Origin of the sequence: Clostridium sp. HBUAS56010 (genome assembly GCF_007115105.1) — a bacterium.
Classification (GTDB): domain Bacteria; phylum Bacillota; class Clostridia; order Lachnospirales; family Lachnospiraceae; genus Lacrimispora.
In genome coordinates this window covers 73,537-94,508 of sequence record NZ_SULJ01000012.1, presented here as the reverse complement: position 1 = coordinate 94,508, position 20,972 = coordinate 73,537, and the positions used below count along the sequence as shown (strand labels likewise).

The window sequence follows — 20,972 nt, the reverse complement described above, 5'->3', positions numbered from 1 at the left end:
TATTTAATTGTCCGTTTCTAACTGACTCTGATGATAAATCTGGTTGTAATATTCTTCCAGAGAATTCTCTGCTGTATCACTCTGGGTGATAAGGACTTCCAGCCTGCCATTTTTCTCTTTTCCAGCCTCTGAATCAACTGGTGCTATGGGACGGTACTGACCAAAACTCAGGCTTACCAGCTTTTCTGGAGAAACTGCATTCCTGCTTTGAAGGTAAATAACCAGTTCCGCAGATCGCTGTGCCGACAGCATTCGGTCATTGCGGATATTATTAGGTTTTCCCGGATCTTTCTGAGAAGTATGACTTAAAACCTTCACTTCTTTTATGGTGCGGTCTGCCCTTGTTAATGTACCAGCAATCTGGTCCAGAAATTCCTTTCCTTCCTGCCGGAGAACCGAGCCTTCCCCATCAAAAAACACAGAATTACGAAACGAAAGAAATGTGAATCCATTACCAGAAACAGATTCCACACCCTCCTGCATATTCCGCGCTTCAATCACCTGCTTTAAAGCCGGATAGAGCTGATTAAAATCTGTAATATCACCATTTTCAGAAACAGCGTATGCAGAAGATTCCTCTTCCTCTCCACTCAATGATTGTACATCGGCACTGCTGCTCTCCACTGCTGCGGGATTTAAGTTTCCAACCAGCATCTTCCATTTATTCTGGTCAACATAAGAAACTGAATATATCAGGATAAAAAAGCATAAAAGCAACGTAACGATTCCACCATATGTATCCGGCAGCCCTCCTGATTCTTCCTGCTTTTTATGTTTTTTAATCATATCCTCCGGCACCTCTGTTGTTCATAAATTTCTTCTGCTGACTCTGGGATAAGTATGAAAAAAGCTTTTCTATCAAAAACTTGGGATTATCGCCAGCCTGTACGGATAATACACCTTCAATAATAATACGCCGGTAGAGAATCTCTTCTTCATTACGGATCTTTAGTTTTCTTGCCATAGGGGCAAACACCAGATGAGCAAGAATACAGCCGTAAAAGGTAGCAACAAGCGCCAGAGACATATCTGCACCGATTCCCATAGGTCCCTGTTCAAAATTAATACCTTTTAACATATTGACTAAACCAACCAGGGTTCCTGCCAGTCCAAAAGCCGGGGCAAGTGAGGTACATCGTTCATACATACTAATCTGCTGATCATGACGGTCAATCAATGCGTTTACTTCTCCCTCCAGAATCTCCCGGATACGTTCCCCATCAATTGCATCCACAATCAGCATAACACTCTGTTTTAAAAATGGGTCCTCGATTGCAACCGCCTGCTCCTCTAATACCAGCAACCCTCTTTTCCTTGCGGTCTGTGCCATATCAGCAAATTTGTAGATTACGTCACCTGCATCGTATTTCTGGTTCCCCAGCATAATTCCAATATGTTTTGGCATCTGAGCAAGCATTCTGAATGGATAACTGGCAATAAGTGCCGCCGCCGTTCCTCCGATGACGATGATAATACTGGGTATATCAACAAAATTAACAATTCTTTCTATTCCAATCCCCAAAACAATCAGAACAGCCCCCAATATCCACCCTACAATCAAAGATACATCCATGAATGACCTCCCAATCTTATTACTTTCCGATTATTGTTTCATGGTCTGTGCCAGTGCATAGATCTTTGCATTATATTCCACAACCCGGTCAATAATCTCATCTACACTTTCTTTTACAACGTAATGTTTGCCATTGGCTAATATTACATTGGATTCCGGTATAGACTCAATCCGTTCAATCTGCATGCAATTGACCACGAATTCTTCATCATTAAGTCTCGTTAAACGTATCACAGCATGATCCCCCTAATCTGGAAGAGGCAACTTCTGCCTCTTCCGGCTTATTCAATGACTTATGAATTATCGTTTCATATTAACCAGTTCTTCTAACATCTGGTCAGTGACTGTGATAATCTTGGAGTTTGCCTGGAAACCTCTCTGGGTGGTGATCATGTCTGTCATCTCTGTAGCAAGGTCAACCTTTGCCATCTCAAGAGCATTTCCCTTAATCTTACCCTGAACGCCGCCTGGCTCGAAAACACTGACATTTCCTGCACTGGCTCCTACGGAATAATAATAACCGCTTTCCTTTTCAAGACCACCAGGGTTGGAAACACTTCCAAGTGCAATCTTACCAATAACGATCATGGAATTATCATCAGCCGTTCCTACGATGGTTCCATCTTCCTGGATTTTATAATTGGTAAATGTTGCTCTTTCGTCCGGCTTCTTTGCTGAATTTTCCTGCTTCTCTGCATTGGCATTCTCTGCCTGGGTCAAGTTACCTTTTTCTGTTTTAACCAGGTCATTGGCTGCTGTTAATTTTGCATCTGCAGACTTAACTGCTAACTTTGCAGCAGTCAGTTTATCCTGTATGGACCCTGGCTCTGTAACAGAAAGAGCCTTCATTGCCTCTTTCATGGCATTCTGGGTATCAGTTAATGTTTTATTGGCGGTTTCATAAGCTACTGTGCCTGGAACCGCTGCCTGCAATGCATTATATGCAGCTTCATAATCACTGAAAATGGTGGTTAATGTTGCTTCTGGGTAATCTTTACTCTCTTCTTTTAAGTTGATTTTAGACTTCGCTACAGTTAAGTCAAACTCAGCTTTATCATAAACCAGTTTTTTATCCGTATAATCTTTTTTTCTTGCTGCAATTTCAGCAGGAGTGCCTTCTGTGTTATTCTTATATTCTGAATAAGCTTGTTCCATTTCTTCTAAAGCTTTATCCCTCGCTGTTGTAAAATCATCAATTTTATTCGTCTCTAAAGCGTTATCATAAACCGTCTGAGCATCAAAAAGTGCCTGTCTTGCATTTCCTACTGCAAGGCTTGCAGCAGTAGCTGCAGCCAGTGCTGCTTCATATTTTGTTTTTGCAGCGCTTACGCCTTCACTGCCCTTATTCTTAGTTAACTGCTCCATATCTGCATTGGTAGGAAGTTTCAAAGGTGACAGGGAACCTTTTGCAAATTCAGGATCACCAGAATAATTACCGTTCATAAAACCATAAACATAGTTACCACTGTCATCTACCAGATATCCATTGGGATCTACTTCGAATTTACCAACCCTGGACAGATATAAGCCACTTGATTTAACTGCATCATCCGTATCAAGACTTATATTTCCATCCATAAGCATAGGACCAACAAGAAAGAATCCGCTGCCTTCAATCATACAGTCCAGACCTCTGGAAGAAGGTGAAACTGCACCAGTATCAAAATCATAAGAGATGGAACCGGTGGTAACACCGTATCCAATCTGATTGCCATTAATTGCACCGTATCCTCCATTCTTTGTACTTCCTGCTGATCCGGAAGATGTGGATTGATACATTGCATCTCTAAATGACATATTTGCAGCTTTATATCCCCATGTATTAACATTTGCTATATTGTTACCAATAACATCCATCTTTGACTGATGTGTTCTAAGACCTGCTACACCAGCGAACATTGATCTAACCATATTCTTTTTTTCCCTTCTGTATATTGCCTCGCCGTTCTCCTGCCATCAATCAGATGTACAGAATAAGCCTCCATACAAGGTCCAGCTATAATAAAACGGCACTGTCAATTTTAGTAAAAATATTATCTTTCATTTCATTCCCAGATATGGTAGTTACCACTGTATTATTGGGTACATTTACAATAAATGCCCCTCTCTCGCTGATAATCACCACATCTTTCGCTCCTTTTGTCCGGGCCTTTTCAACAGCGGATTGTAAGTCACTTAAAAATGAATCAGACATATCAATCCCTCTTTCCTTTGCCCGCTCTGCCGCATGACGGGAAAACTGAAGGTCTTCCTTCTGATTAATGCGGCTATGAAGCAAATCACTAAAGTTACTGCCACATTCTGATGCCGCTGCAGAACTTCGCATTTTTAACTGTCTGACATCTTCATATTGATTCAACTTACTGATCATGCTTATCATCGCCTGTCTTTTTATTCTTTATCTGCCAAATCCGTTTTCGACTCCCCACCGTCAGCACCGTCGGTTTCTTTATTATCAGTATCTGGTACCGCCGTCTCTGCTTTATCATACACGCTCATGATACCAGACACTGGATATCCATTGGTAGAGTCGCCTTCCAGAAAAAGAGTTGGAGCGCCGTTATATATATCCACTCTCGCTACTACTCCTTCTTTATTAACAACGTTACCATCTTTGTCCACGGTTGCAACGAGAACCTTTTTGCCAATCATGGAAGTTCCATAGTTTATGGTATTAACCTGTGCGAAATCATTCATGGCTGTAGAGAAGTTATCCATCGCCTGCATCATAGCGATCTGAGTCATCTGGGTCATCATCTCTGAGTTATCCATAGGACTGGACATATCCTGATTCTGTAACTGAGCGGCTAAGAGCCGGAAAAAGCTTTCTGTACTTAATTCACTGTTCTTCTTAGTGCTTACCTCTCCAGTTACAGAATTCTTACTTCCTGCTAGTGCACCTAATCCATCAACTGCCATTCTTTTTCCTCCTTATATGATTTTTCCAAAATATTCTTCCTGGTCAGAATCAAGAATTCCCAGCCTTAATTTCTGTAAAAAATCTTCCCGATGATCATCGGATCCTTTTTGTTGGTTCTGATGCTGGTTCTGCCCGCCTTCCTGACGGCCATGCTGTTGATTATCCAGATAATCCGCCTGCTGTTTGTCAACAACAACCTGAAACGGACGTTCCATATTATTCTCCAACATTGAACCAATCTCACTGGCTGACTGTGAAATAAGCTTTAACGTCTTGCTTTCAGAACAAACGATAGATACATTGACCTGATCCCTGTGATAAGAAATTTTAAGCAGGATTTTTCCTAAATTATGAGGTTCTAATTGAAGTTCCAGATTCTGGTTTCCAGTACGGATCTGGCTTAAAATCTGTTCTGATAACCTGGTCTCCAGTTCCTGGGGATTGCTCTCATTAACAGATACCGTCACAATATCCTGTTTGCTGTTGTGAATCCCATCTGAGGATTGGGGGATTCTGCTACGGATAGCATCCACCATATTCTGTAAACCTGCGTCTTCCTTTTCAGAACCAGAAGGTTTTAAATCTTCTCCATTATCCTCACTCAGAGAAATTCCCGCTTTTTTATGAGCATCACCAAATATCAGATTCTCAAAGGATCTCTCTGTTCCTTCCTGCTGTAAGGAAGAAATCTGTTCTTCGCCCTGGTTTGAAATTTCAGAACCAGTAACAGAATCACTCTTCGGCATTAAATCCTGCCCCTTTAAAAGAAAACCGGATACTTTCTCTGATGCTGCAATCATTTCAGCCATGTTCTCACTGGAATCTGCACTCTCGCCTGTACCTTTTTGCCCATTTACTTCCATAGAACGGAATAGACTCATCGGATCTATTGTGCCGAAAAGAGCGGCGTTTTCTTCACTGGCAAGCTGGTCTTTTGTAACAAAACCATCTTCTCCAGGACTTTGAACTCCTAATACTCCCTGTTTTCCCAATGACTGTTCCTCTTTTAAAGGCTCAGATGCAGTTCCATTGTTATAAGGCAGTGTGGCTTCAGAAACGGTCTGAATATCCTTCCCTTTGTCTTCTGCCTGCTTTTTCTGATCTCTGTTCTTTAATAAGCTTTTAAATCCAGAAACATTTCCTTCTGACTTCAAGGTCTTTTTCTGGGTCCCGGACACAGATCTGTCAACCAGGTCCGTATATGCAGTCTTCATCTCCACTATAATCCCTCCTTTCTCCTCTGCCCTCCGGCATTATTATCTATGGTAACTGTATGGTTTCCCACACAGACTACCTTCTTCCCTGTACTGACATGGTATTAGAAACAAATTCCTCAATAAAAAGTTCTTCACTCCGTGTCACTTCTTTGTTGTACTGTTCAAGCTTCTTTTCTTTTAACTTCTCAATGGAGGTCTTTTCTTTTCTGGCTTCGACCACTTCCATGCGTTTTTGTTCTTCTTTTTTCTGAAGCCTTTTAAGCATCTTTTCTTCTGTAACAATCTTCTGCTGTACAAACGTAATATAGCTCTCATATTCGCGCATTACATTAACGGTCATACCACAGCGGGTTTCCTCTTTAAAACGGAAGCAGGCGCTTTTTCTCTGCTCTGCCAATGCGCTGAGCGTTTGTTCCTGCTGGGCGATCTGCGCAATGATCTGTGCATGCTCGCTTTTTAAATTATCCAAAGCCTGATCCTTATAATTCAAAACGGTATCCAACGGAAAATGAAACTTCTTCATCTGCTTCCTGCTTTCCTGTATCTTAATTTAATATTTCTTTCATCTGATCAAGTATCTCTTCATAGCTGTTGTTTTCCTTAATTCCCTGACACAAAAACTCATTGATCTTGTCAATCTTGGCAATTGCTACATCCAATTTGGGATTCGTACCACTTTTGTAAGCACCAATGGATATCAGATCTTCGTTTTTTTCGTAGATGCTCAAAATATCTCTGATCTGAGAAGCCATCTTCCTGTGCTCGTCCGATACAATATTTGTCATCAGACGGGAAATACTGGCACTCACATCAATAGCCGGGAAATGGTTTGCATTGGCCAGCTTTCTGCTCAGCACAATATGCCCGTCAACAATACCTCTGACCGTATCCGCAATCGGCTCATTGGTGTCATCTCCTTCCACCAAAACAGTATAAATCCCTGTAATAGAGCCTTCTGCAAAATTCCCGCTTCGTTCCAGAAGCTTTGGAAATTCTGCGTAAATAGAAGGAGTGTATCCTCTGGCTACCGGTGGCTCACCAATCGCAAGGCCAATCTCTCTTTGCGCCATAGCAAACCGGGTAAGGGAATCCATCATAAGCAATACATCTTTCCCCTGATTCTTAAAATATTCTGCAATGGTAGTTGCCACCAGAGGACACTTCATGCGAAGCATGGCAGGCTGATCCGAAGTCGCCACCACTAAAACAGACCGTTTCATACCTTCCGGTCCCAGGTCTTTTTCAATAAATTCCCGAACCTCACGTCCTCGCTCTCCTACAAGAGCGACAACATTGATATCCGCCTTTACGTTTCTTGCAATCATTCCAAGCAGTGTACTCTTACCTACACCACTGCCTGCAAAGATTCCGATACGCTGCCCTTTACCAATGGTATTCATTCCATCAATTGCTTTTACACCAAACTCCAGCTTTTCAGAAATCGGAGGACGGGTCATTGGGTTTATGTATGGATTCTCCACATAGTAAAATTTGGGGGATTCAAAAGGACCTTTTCCATCCATCGGTTCCCCTTTTGCATCAATAATCCGTCCTCTTAAAAAATCTCCTACGGGTATCTTCAACCGCCGTTTGGTATTACGGACAAAACTGCCTGCAGCAATTCCATTCATATTCTCATAAGCCATGAGCTGAATCTTGTCATCTTTAAAGCCAACTACCTCTACCGGAATCTGTTCTTTTTTATCCTCATTATAGATATAAGCAATATCTCCGATACTGGCTTTGCCTCCAGATGCCTCCATAGACATCCCTACAATATTCTCAATCTTTCCAATGTGGTCGATTGTCTCTGTCTTCATAATGAGATCAGATAGTTCCTTAAACATCGGATTCCCCCTATAGTCTGGCATTGTTTAAAATACCCTTAATATTCTCAATCTGGGTATTCACGCTGACATCAATAACCTCTTCCGGAAGCTCAATGATGCAGGTTCCATCCTCTGCATGATCCATGGATATGATCTTAATATTACCGGATACATGGGACAATTCATTCAATAGTCCCACATCTCCCTGTATCATCATTCCTGCATCTTTTTGAGAAACATAAATCTTTACCCATTGGGTCTTCTTTAATTTGCCGGCAGCCGATACGATCATACGTTTAATAATCTCACCACTGGATTTCAAACTGGTCTGTATCACCTTTTCTGCAATGGACATGGTGATCTTCTTTAAATCATCAATGTATTTTTCAAGAAGCTTGTCCTTTTCCCGGGTTACATTTTCAATAGAAGCTTTAAATTCGGTTTTAAATTGTTCTAACTGCTGATCAAGTTCCATCTTATGATCCTGGTACGCTTTATCCGTTCCTTCTAAAAGCCCTGCATCATAACCTTCCCTGTAACCATTCTCTTTTGCCTCTATGCAGATCTTTTCAGCTTCTTCGCCAGCACTGGAAAGAATCTCTTCTGACTCTCTTTGAGCTTTCTCATAGGCTTCTGCAGCCTGCTGAAACAAAGTCTCCGCTTCTTCCCGAAGCCGTATGGCTTCATAATCTATAACTGGCTCTGCAACAGGTTCTTCCTCTACTTCTATTTCGGGAATAGGTTCTTCCTCTTTTTGGGGAGGAATTTTAACTATGTCATCAAAGGTTTTATTGAAATCGTAATTCATAACCCGTTCGGCAGTTTCTCTACCTTTCACAATATTAGGCAATGATATCATCCTTTCCACCCTTGCTGATGATCAGCTCACCTTCTTCTTCCAAACGTCTGATGGCAGCAACGATTCTCTGCTGTGCTTCCTGGACATCCTTGACACGAACGTTTACAGTAACTTCCATATCAGACTGAACGCTTTCCTTCATACGGCTGGACATGTTGGCGAAAATAGCATCGGCAATCTGCTCATTGGCTCCTTTAAGAGCATAAACCATATCTTTCAAATCGCACTCGCGGATAAAACGCTGAATGGAGCGATTGTCCATGGTAACAATATCTTCGAATACGAACATCTTCTTGCGGATGGTATCTGCCAGGTCTGCATCTTTCTTTCCCAATTCCTCGAAGATAAGTTTTTCGTTGCCTCTGTCCATACGGTTCATAACGTTTGCAATATAATCGATACCGCCGACCGTTGTATAATCTGTTGTAATAATTCCCGAGAACTTTCTTTTAATCTCATCTTCTACAATCTTTATTCCTTCCGGAGATGCACTTTCCATTCTCGCAATCGCCTCAACTACTTTGAGACGTTTTTCAGGGGAAAGGGCTGAGATCAGCTCCGCTGTCATATCTTCTGTTGTATAGGAAAGAACCAGCGCTATGGTCTGCGCTCTTTCATGCTGTAAAATCGAGAAAAGATTCTTGGAATCGCTGTTTCGGATAAATCCAAAGGATCTGGACTTTAAGGACTGGTTCACTTTCTGAAGCAGATTGCTGGCTGTACTTTCACCAAACGCTTTCTCCAGAACTGTTTTGGCATATTCCAGTCCTCCGTCTGTAACCACCTTCTGGGTCAGACAGGTCTTATAAAAATCGTCCAACACTTCTTCTGTGGTTTTCGCCTCTATATGCCCAAGTTTAGCAACTTCAACTGTCAGTTTCTCAATCTCTTCTTCTGAAAGATATTTATAGATCTTAGATGCCTTTTCAACACCAAGCGAAACAATAACAGTTGCTGCTTTCTGCTCTGGTCTCAGGTTAGTTGTCATTGTTTTCCCCTCCGTTCAACCATGTTTTCAGCAACTGAGCTGAAATCTCCGGATTCTGTTCCGCAAAATCCCGGACATTCTCACGCAGCTCTGCACCCCGGTCCACTTCTGGAACAAATATCTCCGGTTCCTCTTCCTCCTCTTCCACTGGCTCTTCTTCCTCTTCTGGTTCTTCTATCTCTTCTTCCTCTTCCTCTGGAATCTCAGGAACAACCGGAACATCTTCCTGACTTTCCTCTGTATCTGCAATCATTGCCTTTTTCTTATTCCTGTATCTGATCGCCAATACAATAATCAGCACAAGCAATAATACGCCAACGGCTGCTGCAATAAGTATCCACTGGTTTATGATAAGCCCTCCTGTTGCTGCTTCAACCGGAGCATCCGGTTCTCCTGGAACATCAACGGTATAGAAAGGTGCTGCAACTGCAGTAATCTTTTCTGCTCTGTCCGCCTGGGCAATCCCCGCAGCATTCCCCGCAAGATTCCGAATATCATCTGCATTCAATGTACCGAAATCAGTTCCGTTGACCACGACAGAAACTGTAAGGTTCTCCAGAGTTCCCGGATTCACCTGACCTTGTTCCTTAATCTGGTTAATAAGATACTTTCTGTTCAGACTACTGGAAGCGTAGGAACCATCTGCTCCCGTTCCCGTTTCCCCTGCATTATATTCCGGAATATCAGCATTTGCCTCTGATCCCGCCACACCAGACGCCGTCTGCCTGTCGCCGGAAAACTCCCTGCCAATGTTTTCTTCTGATATAATGCCCGTCTTATCCTGGTCATTAATTCTGTCAGGAGTATTGTATACAATGCTCTCCCGGACCAGCTTATCCATATTAACCGTACACTTTGCAGAAACCCGTACATTTCCATTCCCATATACAGGTCCCAGAACATTGATGACCTTTGCTGATATCTGATCCTCAATGACCTTTGCGATTTCTTCACTGGCTTTTCCGTTATCTTCATTCTCTTCTTCTGAATTAACAGAAACCTCGCGTCCATTGCCATCAAAAACAGCAACGTTATCAATCACCATTCCAGGGATACTTCTGGAAATAAGAAGCTGAATGGACTTTGCCTGCTCCTGCGTGGGAGAACCTCCATCCTTCATAACGACAACAGCCTGGGCACTCGCTTCCTTCTCACTATCCTCAGACAGCGCATATTTGGAAGTTTCTCCCAGGGCTATCGTAACATATGCTTCTTTTACACCATCAAAAAGCTGAATGGTAGATCCTACTCTTGTCTCCAGATCGTAAAGTTTGAACGTCTGACGATCGGAATCTGTAGTCATTAAATTAACATTATTCTTAAATACATCGTATGTAAAACCACTTTTTGGATACCCTTCAGAAACAAGCTTTGCTCTGGTAATATCCATCTGCCCCGTCGGTACTAAAATGTCACCATTCTTATACTGATAGGATATACCGTCTTCCTGCAGCTTTCCTATAATCTGTTTTGCTTCTTCACTGCCCACACCGTTAAACATGACATCAAAGGGTTTTTCCCGCATTGATAAGGCAATGATTACCGCTCCTGCTACTACACAAACGCCAACAATGCCGGCGATCATGATCTTCTTTGTTCTGCTGTTAATACTGCTCAGTAATTCCTTAATTTTCTCCATAGCATCTGTCCGCCCCGTTATCCATCTTAAATATTAATTCGCATGATCTCATTATAAGACTCCAGTGCTTTGTTGCGAAGCGCTGCTAAAAGATCTACGGACAACTGGGCTTTGGCTGCTGCTGCCGGAACCGTATGAGCATCGTCAATCTGTCCGGTAGAAAGCAAAAATTCCTGAGTAGCCAGATCTCTGTCTGTATCCTTAACATTCTGAATTGCTTCTTTAAATACATTCTGAAATACAGCACTTCCTGCCTGTCCGGATGCTGCTTTTTTGTCGCTTCCTATGTTCCCAATCGAATTCCAGGGACTGATGGGTGTAATGAACATCTGTTCCATATTATTATGTACCTCCTGTTTTAACCTTTAATAATCGTCCGTATTCTGCTTATATCACTGTTTAAAGCATTCAGTTCATATTGGTACTGTAATGTTGTTCTGGCTAATTCCACGTTCTCCACGTCCATATTCACGTTGTTTCCATCCATCCTTGCAGATTCATCTTCCTTATTCCGTATAAAGTGTCTGGAACTTCCTATGACATTGCCGATATCCTGAGATGTACCCTTTCTCCCTGCTACCAGCCGTTTGCGGAACTCATCTTCAAACGTTACATACTGTGCCTTGTATCCAGGAGTCTCTCCATTGGCGATATTATTGAGCGTAATCTTCTGTTTTGCCCATAAATAATCCAGAGATTTTTCCGCCATGGAAATATTGTTTCCAAATATTGAATTCATTGGACTGTTCCTCACTTTCACTTCTTTCCGTAAAACATCAAAAAAATATCAGGTTGTTAAACCCGGAAAATACAGTTAAATTTCGACAACCTATTCCAAAATTATTATTTTTTTGTAATTTTTGGCATACTTTATTTTACATTTTATTACAAATAATGTCAAGAAAGTTCTAGTACTCCAATATCCAAATACTGGTTATAATAGCCCTTTCTATAAGGCAATTTGTATAATCCTTATATTCCTCTGTCCGAAATAGAAAACCTTTCGCTTTTCTTTTGCATTTCTTCTTCTATATTGGACAATTCAGCCCAGGATTTTAAGAAGGCAGACACCACTTTGGGATCAAACTGAGTTCCTGATCCAGCCAGCAGTTCTTTTCTGATTTTATCAAAGGGAAGTTTTAATCTGTAACACCGGTCACTGCTCATGGCATCAAAGGAATCCGCCACACAGATAATCCTGGCGATAAGAGGAATCTTCTCCCCTTTTAACCCTTCCGGATATCCTTTCCCATCAAAACGTTCATGATGGTATCTGGCTCCCAGTTCCAGATCTTTCACTCTCTCAATTCCTTTTAAAATATCCGCACCAAATACCGTATGGTTCTTCATGATCTCCATCTCGCTTTTGGATAATTCCGAAGCTTTTAAAAGAATTCTGTCCGGCACACCTATCTTTCCCACATCATGGAGCAAGGCGGCCTCATAGATTCTTCTGACCTCTTCCCTATTCCAGCCTAAATTCTCCGCAATCAATACAGAATAATGAGCCACTCGTTCGGAATGGCCCTTTGTATAGGGATCTCTCGCATCAATCAACGCAGCCATGGCATTCACTGATGTAAGGAAAACACGCTCCAGTTCTTTTGCTTTTTCGGATAGCTGTTCCTTCATGGTTCCATTACGGCCCTTTATCTCCAGCACTCTCTGGATTCTCGCCGTAAAGACCTCTTTTGAAACCTGTCTTGTAATAAAATCATAAGCTCCCAGTCTGAGACTTTTGGCTTCCGCTTCCTGATCCGCTTTTGGCGCAAGGACAATGACTGGAATGTCAGAATACCTGGGATTGGATCCCAGAAGTTCTATCATCTGCCAGCAGTCCGGTTGCGAAATAGCGGTATCCAGTAAAATCAAGTCAACCTGTTCCCGATCCATGTATTGAAATGCAATTGCTCCTGAAACAGCGGTAAACACTTCATATTGTTCTAAAAGCCTGTCATTCATCGCTTTAAAGCAAGATAAAGTGTTATCAATTGCCAATATTCTATACAAACCTCTCCCCCCTTCATTCTTTCATAACCATCTGATGGTTATTGTATTACCGAAACCTATCTATAAAATCATTCACTATCTCAGGCTGTGATTCAAAAAACAGTGTGAGACACAAAATTTATGCTTACATACCATAAATTCCGGTTATATATTTCCAATTATTACCATATCTATACTTATATCGAAACCGTCCCCTGAAATAATAAGTGATTTTAGTCGAATAATGTCTTTTTATCAGTATCTTAACTTCTTGACTTTTTTTTAAGGTCTAAACCGATTCTACTCAAGAAAAGAGACTTCTATTCATATAATAAAACAGCAGGCAAATGCGCCTGCCTGGCAACCCGTTTAATCCATCCGCCGGAGGACCTTATCATGAACCCTATTGAGACATTACTTCCCGAAATCAATTCTCCTGATGAGAATGAAAGTCAATACAATAAAGTGATAAAGCTCCAGGAGTTTCTGACAACTGCAAGCTGTGAACTGCATATTTCCCTTTGCAACGGGTCAATTGACTATAGCAAAAGTCATTTAAAGATTATCTCCATTGCTTTGTCTGAACTGGAACCTTTTTGTGAAGATCCCAAGATGGCAGATCTTCCTGTATCTTATTCTGCCATGTTCAAAAATATCAAATGGACCCTGGAAAAAATCAGAGAATTTATGGAAAATAATTTAATAAACCAGGCACAGGATATGGTGGAATTTCAATTGATTCCTTTTTTTAAAGAATGGAAGGAAGATACTTATTTCTGGCTCACCGTTTACCCGGATAAAGAGAAGATGAAACAGTATTACAAAGAGGAATTTATACCGAATCATAAAAACACCTATGAAAACAGAGGCGAAAAATACTTAGTTTCCATATTTATTCCTGTTTATAATAAACTGGAATACACAAAAAAATGTTTGGAAAGTCTTATGAGAAATACAGATTTATCCGGAAAACCCTGGGAACTGATTCTTTTAAATGATGGCTCCAGCGATGGCACAGAGGAATATTTTAAAGAACTTGGAATCCGTAAGATCATAACGCTGAAAGAAAATGTTAAAACCATGATTTTCTCTCTCATGTACCGGGTATGTGAGGGAAAATATGCAGCTTTCGTAAACAATGATACCATTCTGACCAGTAACTGGCTGAATAACCTGCTCACCTGCATCCAGTCCTCTCCTGATATTATCTCCGTCGCTCCCAGCACACCCAATACCAGCAACCGTCAGGGCATGGTAGCTGATTTCACACCGGAAAATGCGGAAGAAACAGGAAAAAAGCATAACACGCCAACCCCTTACCTTTGGGAAGAACGATGCCGTCTCATGCCGGTTATCGCCCTTTACGATGTGGAAAAGGTAAACTCTATTGGTTTTGCGGACCGTTTTTTCTATACACTGGAATTCTGGGATGATGATTTCAGCCTCCGTGCAAGAAGAGCAGGTTACAAACAGATATTATGCAAAGACACCTGGTGTTACCATTTTGGAAGTGTCTCCGGGAAGGAAGGGCAGGTCCGGTTCAGTACATTGCAAAACGGAAGAAATCTCTTTATAAAAAAACACGGAGTTGATCCATGGGGAAATAATTTTTGTTACGACCCTTACCTGTTAGAGCATCTGGAATCCACATTTTCCCACCAACCCCATGACACTCCTGTTCTTGGAATAGATCCCGGGTATGGTGCTGATGTAATTCAGTTAAGAACCTCGTTAAAAAGGCTGGGAAAACGGACTTCCTTTTCTTTTGCCATAAGTGAACCTGATCTGTTGGATGACCTTGCCCCTCTGGACGCAACTGTGCTGGTTTCAAAAAATAATTTTGAACTGCACAAAAATATTCCACAAGGAGAATATCAATATATCATAATCGGAAAAGATTTATCTCTTTACCCTGATTATAGAGAGCTTTTAAATGAATGTACACAAAGACTAAAGCCAGGAGGGGTTCTATCATTTTATGTAAACAATCCCTATGGGCTTCATATAAAAAAAGAATTGGAAGAGGAACGATTGTTAAACGAAAAGCATTCCCTCACCCTGATTCCCATCTCAGAACCACTCTTTATACTAAATAAACCTGATTTAAGCGTTAAAGTAAAGGGCATACTGGAACCTAATCTGCCTGCGGAATTAAAGAAAGACCGTACAGAACATTTAAACCGTTACTTTGTCCTTGTTATAAAAGCAGAATAATGTTAAAAAAAATCCCTGGCAGGCGTTTGTCCTGGCAGGGATTCTTCAATTAATCTTCCGGGTAGCAATCCAGCGTAAACCAAAATTCTACACCGCCCACTACATTGCGCACACCACAGGATTTTTCATGGGAGTCCATAATCGCCTTTACAATAGAAAGTCCGATTCCACTTCCTCCATATTCTCTTGTGTGTGCTTTGTCCACTTTAAAGAACTTTGTCCAGAGTTTCGGTAAATCTTCCTCTGGAATCCATTGACCCGTATTAAACACGGTTACCAGCGCCTCTTCACCGCTTTTTTCCGCAGTTATAACAACCTCACGTTCGCCGGAAAGATGGTTTAAAGCGTTGTTCAAATAGTTGGTGATAACCTCTTCAATCTTAAATTCATCAGCGAAGACGTAGATGGAGCCGGTATTTTCAAAACTGACAGATGCCTGGCTGTGCTGAATTAAGATTTCAGCGGAACTGAGAACTCCATGGATCAGTTCCGCCAGATCAAACCGGTCTTTGTGAATATTATCATTAAATTCAATCGCAGTAAGATTCAAAAGCTGACGGACCATTTTGTTCATCTTATTGGCTTCGTCCACAATAACTTCACAGTAGTAATCCCGGCTCTCCGGATCTTCCGCCATCCCTTCCGTAAGACCTTCTGCGTAGCCCTGAATCAAAGCAATCGGAGTTTTCAGCTCGTGGGAAACATTGGCAATGAAATCTTTTCGCATTTCATCAATCTTCACCTTTTCTTCAATATCCTTTTGCAGCTCTTCATTGGCTGTCCTAAGTTTTCCGATAGCTTCCTTCAACCGGTCAGAAAGTTTATTCATGCTGTTCCCAAGAATTCCGATCTCATCCATCTCTGTACCGTTATATTTTACATCAAAATCAAGATCAGACATTTTCTCTGACAAATTAGCAAGGGTAAGGATTGGAGATGTAATCCTCTTGGTCGTCAGATAGATGATTCCACTTCCTATTAAAAGTGCGATTCCTCCCACATAAGCCAGAAAACGGTTGGAAAGCGATACGCTGTCCCGAATACTGGCAAGGGGAATGGATACCAGAAAAATAGTTTTATTATCAGAGAAATATCCCCAGCTTTCCAGATAATAAGAATCCGAACGATGGTCATAAGTCTTCTGGATGACATAATTATCATGTTTTTTCAGTACATTGGCATCCGGCATATCTTTTCCAAAAATATAGTCTTCCACTCTGTTCTTCAAAAACTGCCGGTCACCGCTTGTGGACATCAGCGCCTCATCGGTGGTGCTGTCAATCAGTACCATCATCAGATTATATTTCTCGCCCATGGCACGGAACATCTTCTGTGCCGGACCCTCATTTTTATAATCCTGGTCGTAGGTATCTTTATAGTACTGTATAATCCCTTTTCCATTTTTATTTGCCCGGGTTACCATACCATCAATCTCAGTGTATGCCTTTTCTAAAATGCGCACCTTATTGCTGGTATAGAAACTTTCCAGGAACAAGGTATTCACACACCAGGTTGACATCAGTACAAACGCCATCAGACCAACAAAAATCATGGCATACCGCACTTTGATGGAATGTTTCATTGACTCACCTCAAATTTATATCCCATACCCCATATGGTTTTAATATACTCTCCTTTATCGCCCATTTTACTGCGCAGCTTCTTCACATGAGTGTCTATGGTTCTTGCATCTCCAAAATAATCATAATTCCATACATTATTAAGAATTTTTTCTCTCGAGAGCGCAATTCCCTGATTCTCCAGAAAATAAGCAAGCAGTTCAAACTCTTTAAAACTCAGATCTATATTTGCACCATCAATGGTAACCTGATGTGCTGCTTTGTCAATACAGATTCCTCCTACTTCCACCTCATCAGCAGGAACTGCATTGCTTCTTCTTAAAATGGCTTCCACTCTGGCTACTAAAATCTTAGGGCTGAAAGGCTTTGATATATACTCATCCACTCCAAGATCAAATCCCTGAAGCTCATCCCGCTCTTCTCCCCTTGCGGTCAGCATGATAATAGGAACCTGGGAGTATTTGCGGATTGTTCTGAGAGTCTCCCAGCCATCCATTTTAGGCATCATCACGTCAAGAATGATTAAAACAATGTCTTTCTGTTCAAAAAACACGTCCACCGCTTCTTCTCCGTCCGCAGCTTCCACCACCGTAAATCCCTTGATGCTTAAAAAGTCTTTCACCAGTTTTCTCATTCTGGATTCATCATCAACCACCAATATCTTTAACTGTTCCATTATAACCTCCTGAAATCAGATATTCTCTCTATGTATTCCCTATTTTATTTATTGTAGCAAATGAAAGTAAGAATTTCTATATTTTCACAGAGATTTCACATCATTTACAGAGAAATGTCTCCATAGAAGTTTTTCCCGGAAGCTTTAACAGTATTCCTTTTTCCGGCATAGAAAAAGCAGATGCATCCAATGGGATACATCTGCTTTCAATTTTTATTATCTTAATTCTGTGGTAGGAATGTTGTCCATATCATCGAATGCCTGATTCTCTCCGCCCATTGCCCAGATAAAGGTATAGTTACTTGTACCTGCTCCGGAGTGAATACTCCAGGAAGGACTGATGACTGCCTGCTCATTCTGCATAACAATGTGTCTGGTCTCATTGCCTTCGCCCATCATGTGGAATACTACATTGTCCTCTGGGATCTCAAAATACATATAGATCTCCATGCGTCTTTCATGGGTATGGGATGGCATTGTATTCCATACGCTTCCCGCATCTAAAACAGTCATGCCCATAGAAAGCTGACAGGTCTCTAACACATCTGGATGAATAAACTGGTTGATGACACGCTTATTGGCGGTTTCCATAGCACCAAGAGGCTTCTTAGCTGCTTTTTCAATTGGAATAAATGTTGTCTTGCAAGACTTATGAGCCGGAGCACTTACCATATAAAACTTTGCCGGTTTGGAAGAATCTTCACTTGCAAATGTCACCTCTTTTGTTCCTTTTGTAATATATAAACAATCTTTATAACCCATCTTGAATTCTTCCCCATCTGCTACAATGGTTCCTGCTCCGCCGATATTAAAGATACCAACCTCGCGTCTCTCAAGAAAATAGCTTGTACCAAAATTTTTCCAAATATCAATACCCTTGTCGATAGAAACAGTCTCTGTCGTGGGCATGCAGCCTAACGTAACCATACGGTCTACATGAGAGTACACAGCAACTACTTCATTGGCAATGTATAAATTTTCGATTAAAAACTCATTCCTTGTCTCTTCTGTTGTGTAGCGTTTAAAATCCCTCTGATTTGCTGAATAACGGATATCCATATATTAAAACCCTCCTTCTTGTATTTGAAATAACTGACCACTCTCATGGTATCACAAGGAGGTTCTTTATTCAACATCTTCTTCTATTAATTGTGAAAAAGGAATAAAATACTATAAGATGTGAAATTTCCGTTAATACCAAATACACGCCCAACGGAGTCTGCACTCCACTGGGCGTGTATGGAAACCGGACCTGCTATCTCCGGTTATCTATTAACTGCTGCTGCAATCAGTTTTAAATTATTTTTTAAACGCTCATCTTCCGGAGCATGCTCCAACGCTTTTTTTGCATGCTTCTCTGACACTTCAAACATTCCCATTCGGTATGCAGCAATGGCACAAAGGTCATCCGGTGTATGATCCCAGCAATACCCCTGATTGACAAAGGTTCTGGATTTCTCTTTAATCTTTAATGCTTCTTCTGCCAGATAATAGCACATGGACCAGTCTTTTAATTCATAACACATCTTGGCAAATTCCACATAGGGATCTCTCATGGCAGGAACTTCTGCAATCGCTTTATAATACCAGTTATATGCTTCTTTGGCATCGTGAAGCCGGTGATAGCATTTTGCAATCCATCGCATGGCTGCACAACGCTCATCCACCCAGTTGGCAGAAGGAAGATTTAAATATTCTTTTAAAGTATCAATGCTTTTTTGCCACTGCCCCCGATACATATATTCTCTGCCCAGGTAATAACGCATCCGCTCATCTTCCGGGGTTTCTTCCACTGCAAGTTCAAGTAGAGGAAGATAGGAACCACGGGATTTTTTGGCATCCGGATAATGATTCAAAACCATTCCTTCTATATACACAGTTTCTAAAGGCACAGGTCCAACATACTGTACAAACTCGTGAATGGGACATTTCCAACGGAATCCATGACGCTCATGTACTTTAAAATAATAAAACTGCACATCTGGTGTTCCATCTGGCTTCAGGCTCCAGTTATATAAATATCTTCCGGTTTTTGCAATCGCTCCCTGATGGACTGGTTTATGGTTTTGCCATGCCTTTTCCAGATTCTTTCTCCAGCCCGGCTCAAAGAGTTCATCCAAATCCGTACAGACACAAATATCCACATCATCGGGAACATGATCCAGGGAAAGATTTCTTGCCACATCAAACCGCCAGGGCTTTACAACGTCCACATAAACAACGGCACCCCGTTCCCTTAATTTTTCAACGGTTCCGTCCTCAGAGCCAGTATCCGTAACCACCACGGAATCTGCTTCTGCCATGGAATCCATCCATTTGTCTACAAATTGAACTTCATTCTTACAGATTGCATAAACACAGATATTCAGCTTTTTCATGAGGATACCTCCTCGGTTCTGTCTGTTTTGCATTTTTGTTCAATAAGGAGAATATTGTTTTTCAGTCGTTCATTTTCCGGATCTTTCTCCAGCGCTTTTTTTGCATATTCCAGCGCCTTTTCAAACATTCCCAGCCGGTAACCGCTGATGGCACAGTAATCATACAAAGCATAACCCCAGCTATAGGGATCTACCAGATAACTTCCTGTGCTTTCTGTAATGGTCAGTCCCCGTTCAGCCATGGCATAGCAAAGAGGCCAGTTCTGTTCCAGATATGCAGCTTTTGCTAAAGCAACATAAGGTTCTCTTACTTCCGGGCATTCTCCAAGAGCACGGAACAGCCAGGATCTTGCTTCCTTTTTATTGCCAATCCGGTCATAGGAATGGGCAATAAAGCGCATGGATGCACTGCGTTCTTCTTTCCAGACTGCAGAGGGAATTAAGAGATGTTTTTTCAGAGTCTGAATTGCCTTTTCATAATCTCCATGATACACATACTCTCTGCCAAGCCAGAAAGTTGCCCTGTCATCAAAAGGATTCTCCGCTACAGACAACTCCAGAAGGGGTAGATACTGACTTCTTGGTTTTTTTAGATCCGGATAATGATTAAGAATTAATCCATTTACCCATACAGACTTTTCAGGAATATTACCTGTGTATTCTAATACTTCATGAACCGGGTGAACCCAACGGTATCCATGTCTGATATGAATCTTCTCCATCGGGAACTGCTTTCTTGGTGTTCCGTCAGAATTCAGACTGAAATTAAACATGTAACGGGCTTTTGTCTGACCTTTCTGCCATGACTGTTCCAGTTTTTTTCTCCACCCTGACTCAAAAACTTCATCCAGATCATTGGACACACAGATGTCCGCATCTTCTGGCACATGATCCATAGCCACATTCCGGGCAGTATCAAAACGCCAGGGAGAAATCTTCTCTTCATATACAATTGCTCCCCGCTCCCGAAGCTTTTCCACCGTATGGTCCGTGGAACCAGTATCTGTTACAATCACCTGATCCGCTTCGGATACAGCATCCATCCAGCGGTCCACAAACTGTTCTTCGTTTTTACTGATTGCATATACACATATTTTGTAGTGATTCACT

General features: G+C 41.5%; 21 protein-coding genes. 1 reads left to right on the top strand and 20 read right to left on the bottom strand.

All coding sequences use genetic code 11. The features are described from left to right. Positions 1-3: 3 nt before the first annotated feature. The 15 genes from FAY33_RS16235 to FAY33_RS16165 form a co-directional block, all read right to left on the bottom strand. Complete coding sequence (locus FAY33_RS16235; RefSeq protein WP_143322276.1) at positions 4-786, bottom strand: flagellar motor protein MotB; 783 nt, start codon at positions 784-786, stop codon at positions 4-6. Continuing rightward, positions 779-1,573, bottom strand: coding sequence for a MotA/TolQ/ExbB proton channel family protein (locus FAY33_RS16230; protein ID WP_143322275.1), 795 nt, complete (start codon positions 1,571-1,573; stop codon positions 779-781). The genes FAY33_RS16235 and FAY33_RS16230 overlap by 8 nt, the downstream gene beginning before the upstream one ends. Positions 1,574-1,603: 30 nt before the next feature. Continuing rightward, entirely contained in the window at positions 1,604-1,807 is a 204-nt protein-coding gene (locus tag FAY33_RS16225; protein WP_143322274.1) for a flagellar FlbD family protein, read from the bottom strand. Between the two features lie 66 nt (positions 1,808-1,873). After that, complete coding sequence (locus FAY33_RS16220; protein WP_143322273.1) at positions 1,874-3,484, bottom strand: flagellar hook-basal body complex protein; 1,611 nt, start codon at positions 3,482-3,484, stop codon at positions 1,874-1,876. 85 nt (positions 3,485-3,569) lie between these two features. Then, entirely contained in the window at positions 3,570-3,944 is a 375-nt protein-coding gene (locus FAY33_RS16215) for a TIGR02530 family flagellar biosynthesis protein (protein ID WP_143322272.1), read from the bottom strand. 20 nt (positions 3,945-3,964) lie between these two features. Continuing rightward, positions 3,965-4,492 carry a flagellar hook capping FlgD N-terminal domain-containing protein gene (locus FAY33_RS16210; protein ID WP_143322271.1) on the bottom strand — a complete coding sequence of 176 codons (528 nt, stop codon included), beginning with the start codon at positions 4,490-4,492 and terminating at the stop codon, positions 3,965-3,967. Between the two features lie 12 nt (positions 4,493-4,504). Next, the gene (locus tag FAY33_RS16205; RefSeq protein ID WP_243126806.1) at positions 4,505-5,707 is read right to left on the bottom strand and encodes a flagellar hook-length control protein FliK; all 1,203 of its coding nucleotides are present in this window, start codon (positions 5,705-5,707) and stop codon (positions 4,505-4,507) included. A 76-nt stretch (positions 5,708-5,783) separates the two neighbouring features. Further along, positions 5,784-6,233, bottom strand: coding sequence for a flagellar export protein FliJ (fliJ, locus tag FAY33_RS16200; protein ID WP_143322269.1), 450 nt, complete (start codon positions 6,231-6,233; stop codon positions 5,784-5,786). A gap of 22 nt (positions 6,234-6,255) precedes the next feature. Next, a complete protein-coding gene (gene fliI / locus FAY33_RS16195) occupies positions 6,256-7,557 on the bottom strand; it encodes a flagellar protein export ATPase FliI (RefSeq protein ID WP_143322268.1) in 1,302 nt (433 codons plus the stop codon). Between the two features lie 10 nt (positions 7,558-7,567). Beyond that, positions 7,568-8,389 (bottom strand): FliH/SctL family protein, encoded by an 822-nt coding sequence (locus FAY33_RS16190; RefSeq protein WP_347562711.1) that lies wholly within the window; start codon positions 8,387-8,389, stop codon positions 7,568-7,570. Further along, entirely contained in the window at positions 8,382-9,386 is a 1,005-nt protein-coding gene (gene fliG, locus FAY33_RS16185; protein WP_143322266.1) for a flagellar motor switch protein FliG, read from the bottom strand. Before fliG ends, FAY33_RS16190 begins: the two co-directional genes overlap by 8 nt. Beyond that, complete coding sequence (gene fliF, locus FAY33_RS16180; protein ID WP_143322265.1) at positions 9,376-11,025, bottom strand: flagellar basal-body MS-ring/collar protein FliF; 1,650 nt, start codon at positions 11,023-11,025, stop codon at positions 9,376-9,378. Before fliF ends, fliG begins: the two co-directional genes overlap by 11 nt. A 26-nt stretch (positions 11,026-11,051) precedes the next feature. Next, positions 11,052-11,363 (bottom strand): flagellar hook-basal body complex protein FliE, encoded by a 312-nt coding sequence (locus FAY33_RS16175; RefSeq protein ID WP_143322264.1) that lies wholly within the window; start codon positions 11,361-11,363, stop codon positions 11,052-11,054. Between the two features lie 20 nt (positions 11,364-11,383). After that, positions 11,384-11,764, bottom strand: a complete 381-nt coding sequence (gene flgB / locus FAY33_RS16170; RefSeq protein WP_143322263.1) for a flagellar basal body rod protein FlgB — start codon at positions 11,762-11,764, stop codon at positions 11,384-11,386. A 233-nt stretch (positions 11,765-11,997) separates the two neighbouring features. Continuing rightward, complete coding sequence (locus FAY33_RS16165) at positions 11,998-13,035, bottom strand: HD domain-containing phosphohydrolase (RefSeq protein ID WP_143322262.1); 1,038 nt, start codon at positions 13,033-13,035, stop codon at positions 11,998-12,000. Positions 13,036-13,410: 375 nt separating this feature from the next. Between FAY33_RS16165 and FAY33_RS16160 the strand changes: the two genes are divergently transcribed. Further along, positions 13,411-15,228, top strand: a complete 1,818-nt coding sequence (locus tag FAY33_RS16160) for a glycosyltransferase (protein ID WP_143322261.1) — start codon at positions 13,411-13,413, stop codon at positions 15,226-15,228. 49 nt (positions 15,229-15,277) lie between these two features. On the opposite strand, the gene FAY33_RS16155 is transcribed toward FAY33_RS16160, so the two are convergent. The 5 genes from FAY33_RS16155 to FAY33_RS16135 all read right to left on the bottom strand — a co-directional run bounded on the left by FAY33_RS16155 (position 15,278) and on the right by FAY33_RS16135 (position 20,971). Further along, complete coding sequence (locus FAY33_RS16155; protein WP_143322260.1) at positions 15,278-16,810, bottom strand: HAMP domain-containing sensor histidine kinase; 1,533 nt, start codon at positions 16,808-16,810, stop codon at positions 15,278-15,280. Then, positions 16,807-17,484, bottom strand: coding sequence for a response regulator transcription factor (locus tag FAY33_RS16150; protein WP_143322259.1), 678 nt, complete (start codon positions 17,482-17,484; stop codon positions 16,807-16,809). Before FAY33_RS16150 ends, FAY33_RS16155 begins: the two co-directional genes overlap by 4 nt. A gap of 216 nt (positions 17,485-17,700) precedes the next feature. Then, complete coding sequence (gene kduI, locus FAY33_RS16145; RefSeq protein WP_143322258.1) at positions 17,701-18,543, bottom strand: 5-dehydro-4-deoxy-D-glucuronate isomerase; 843 nt, start codon at positions 18,541-18,543, stop codon at positions 17,701-17,703. Positions 18,544-18,749: 206 nt separating this feature from the next. Continuing rightward, positions 18,750-19,862 carry a glycosyltransferase gene (locus FAY33_RS16140; RefSeq protein WP_143322257.1) on the bottom strand — a complete coding sequence of 371 codons (1,113 nt, stop codon included), beginning with the start codon at positions 19,860-19,862 and terminating at the stop codon, positions 18,750-18,752. Continuing rightward, the gene (locus FAY33_RS16135) at positions 19,859-20,971 is read right to left on the bottom strand and encodes a glycosyltransferase (protein ID WP_143322256.1); all 1,113 of its coding nucleotides are present in this window, start codon (positions 20,969-20,971) and stop codon (positions 19,859-19,861) included. The genes FAY33_RS16140 and FAY33_RS16135 overlap by 4 nt, the downstream gene beginning before the upstream one ends. Position 20,972: the final 1 nt, after the last annotated feature.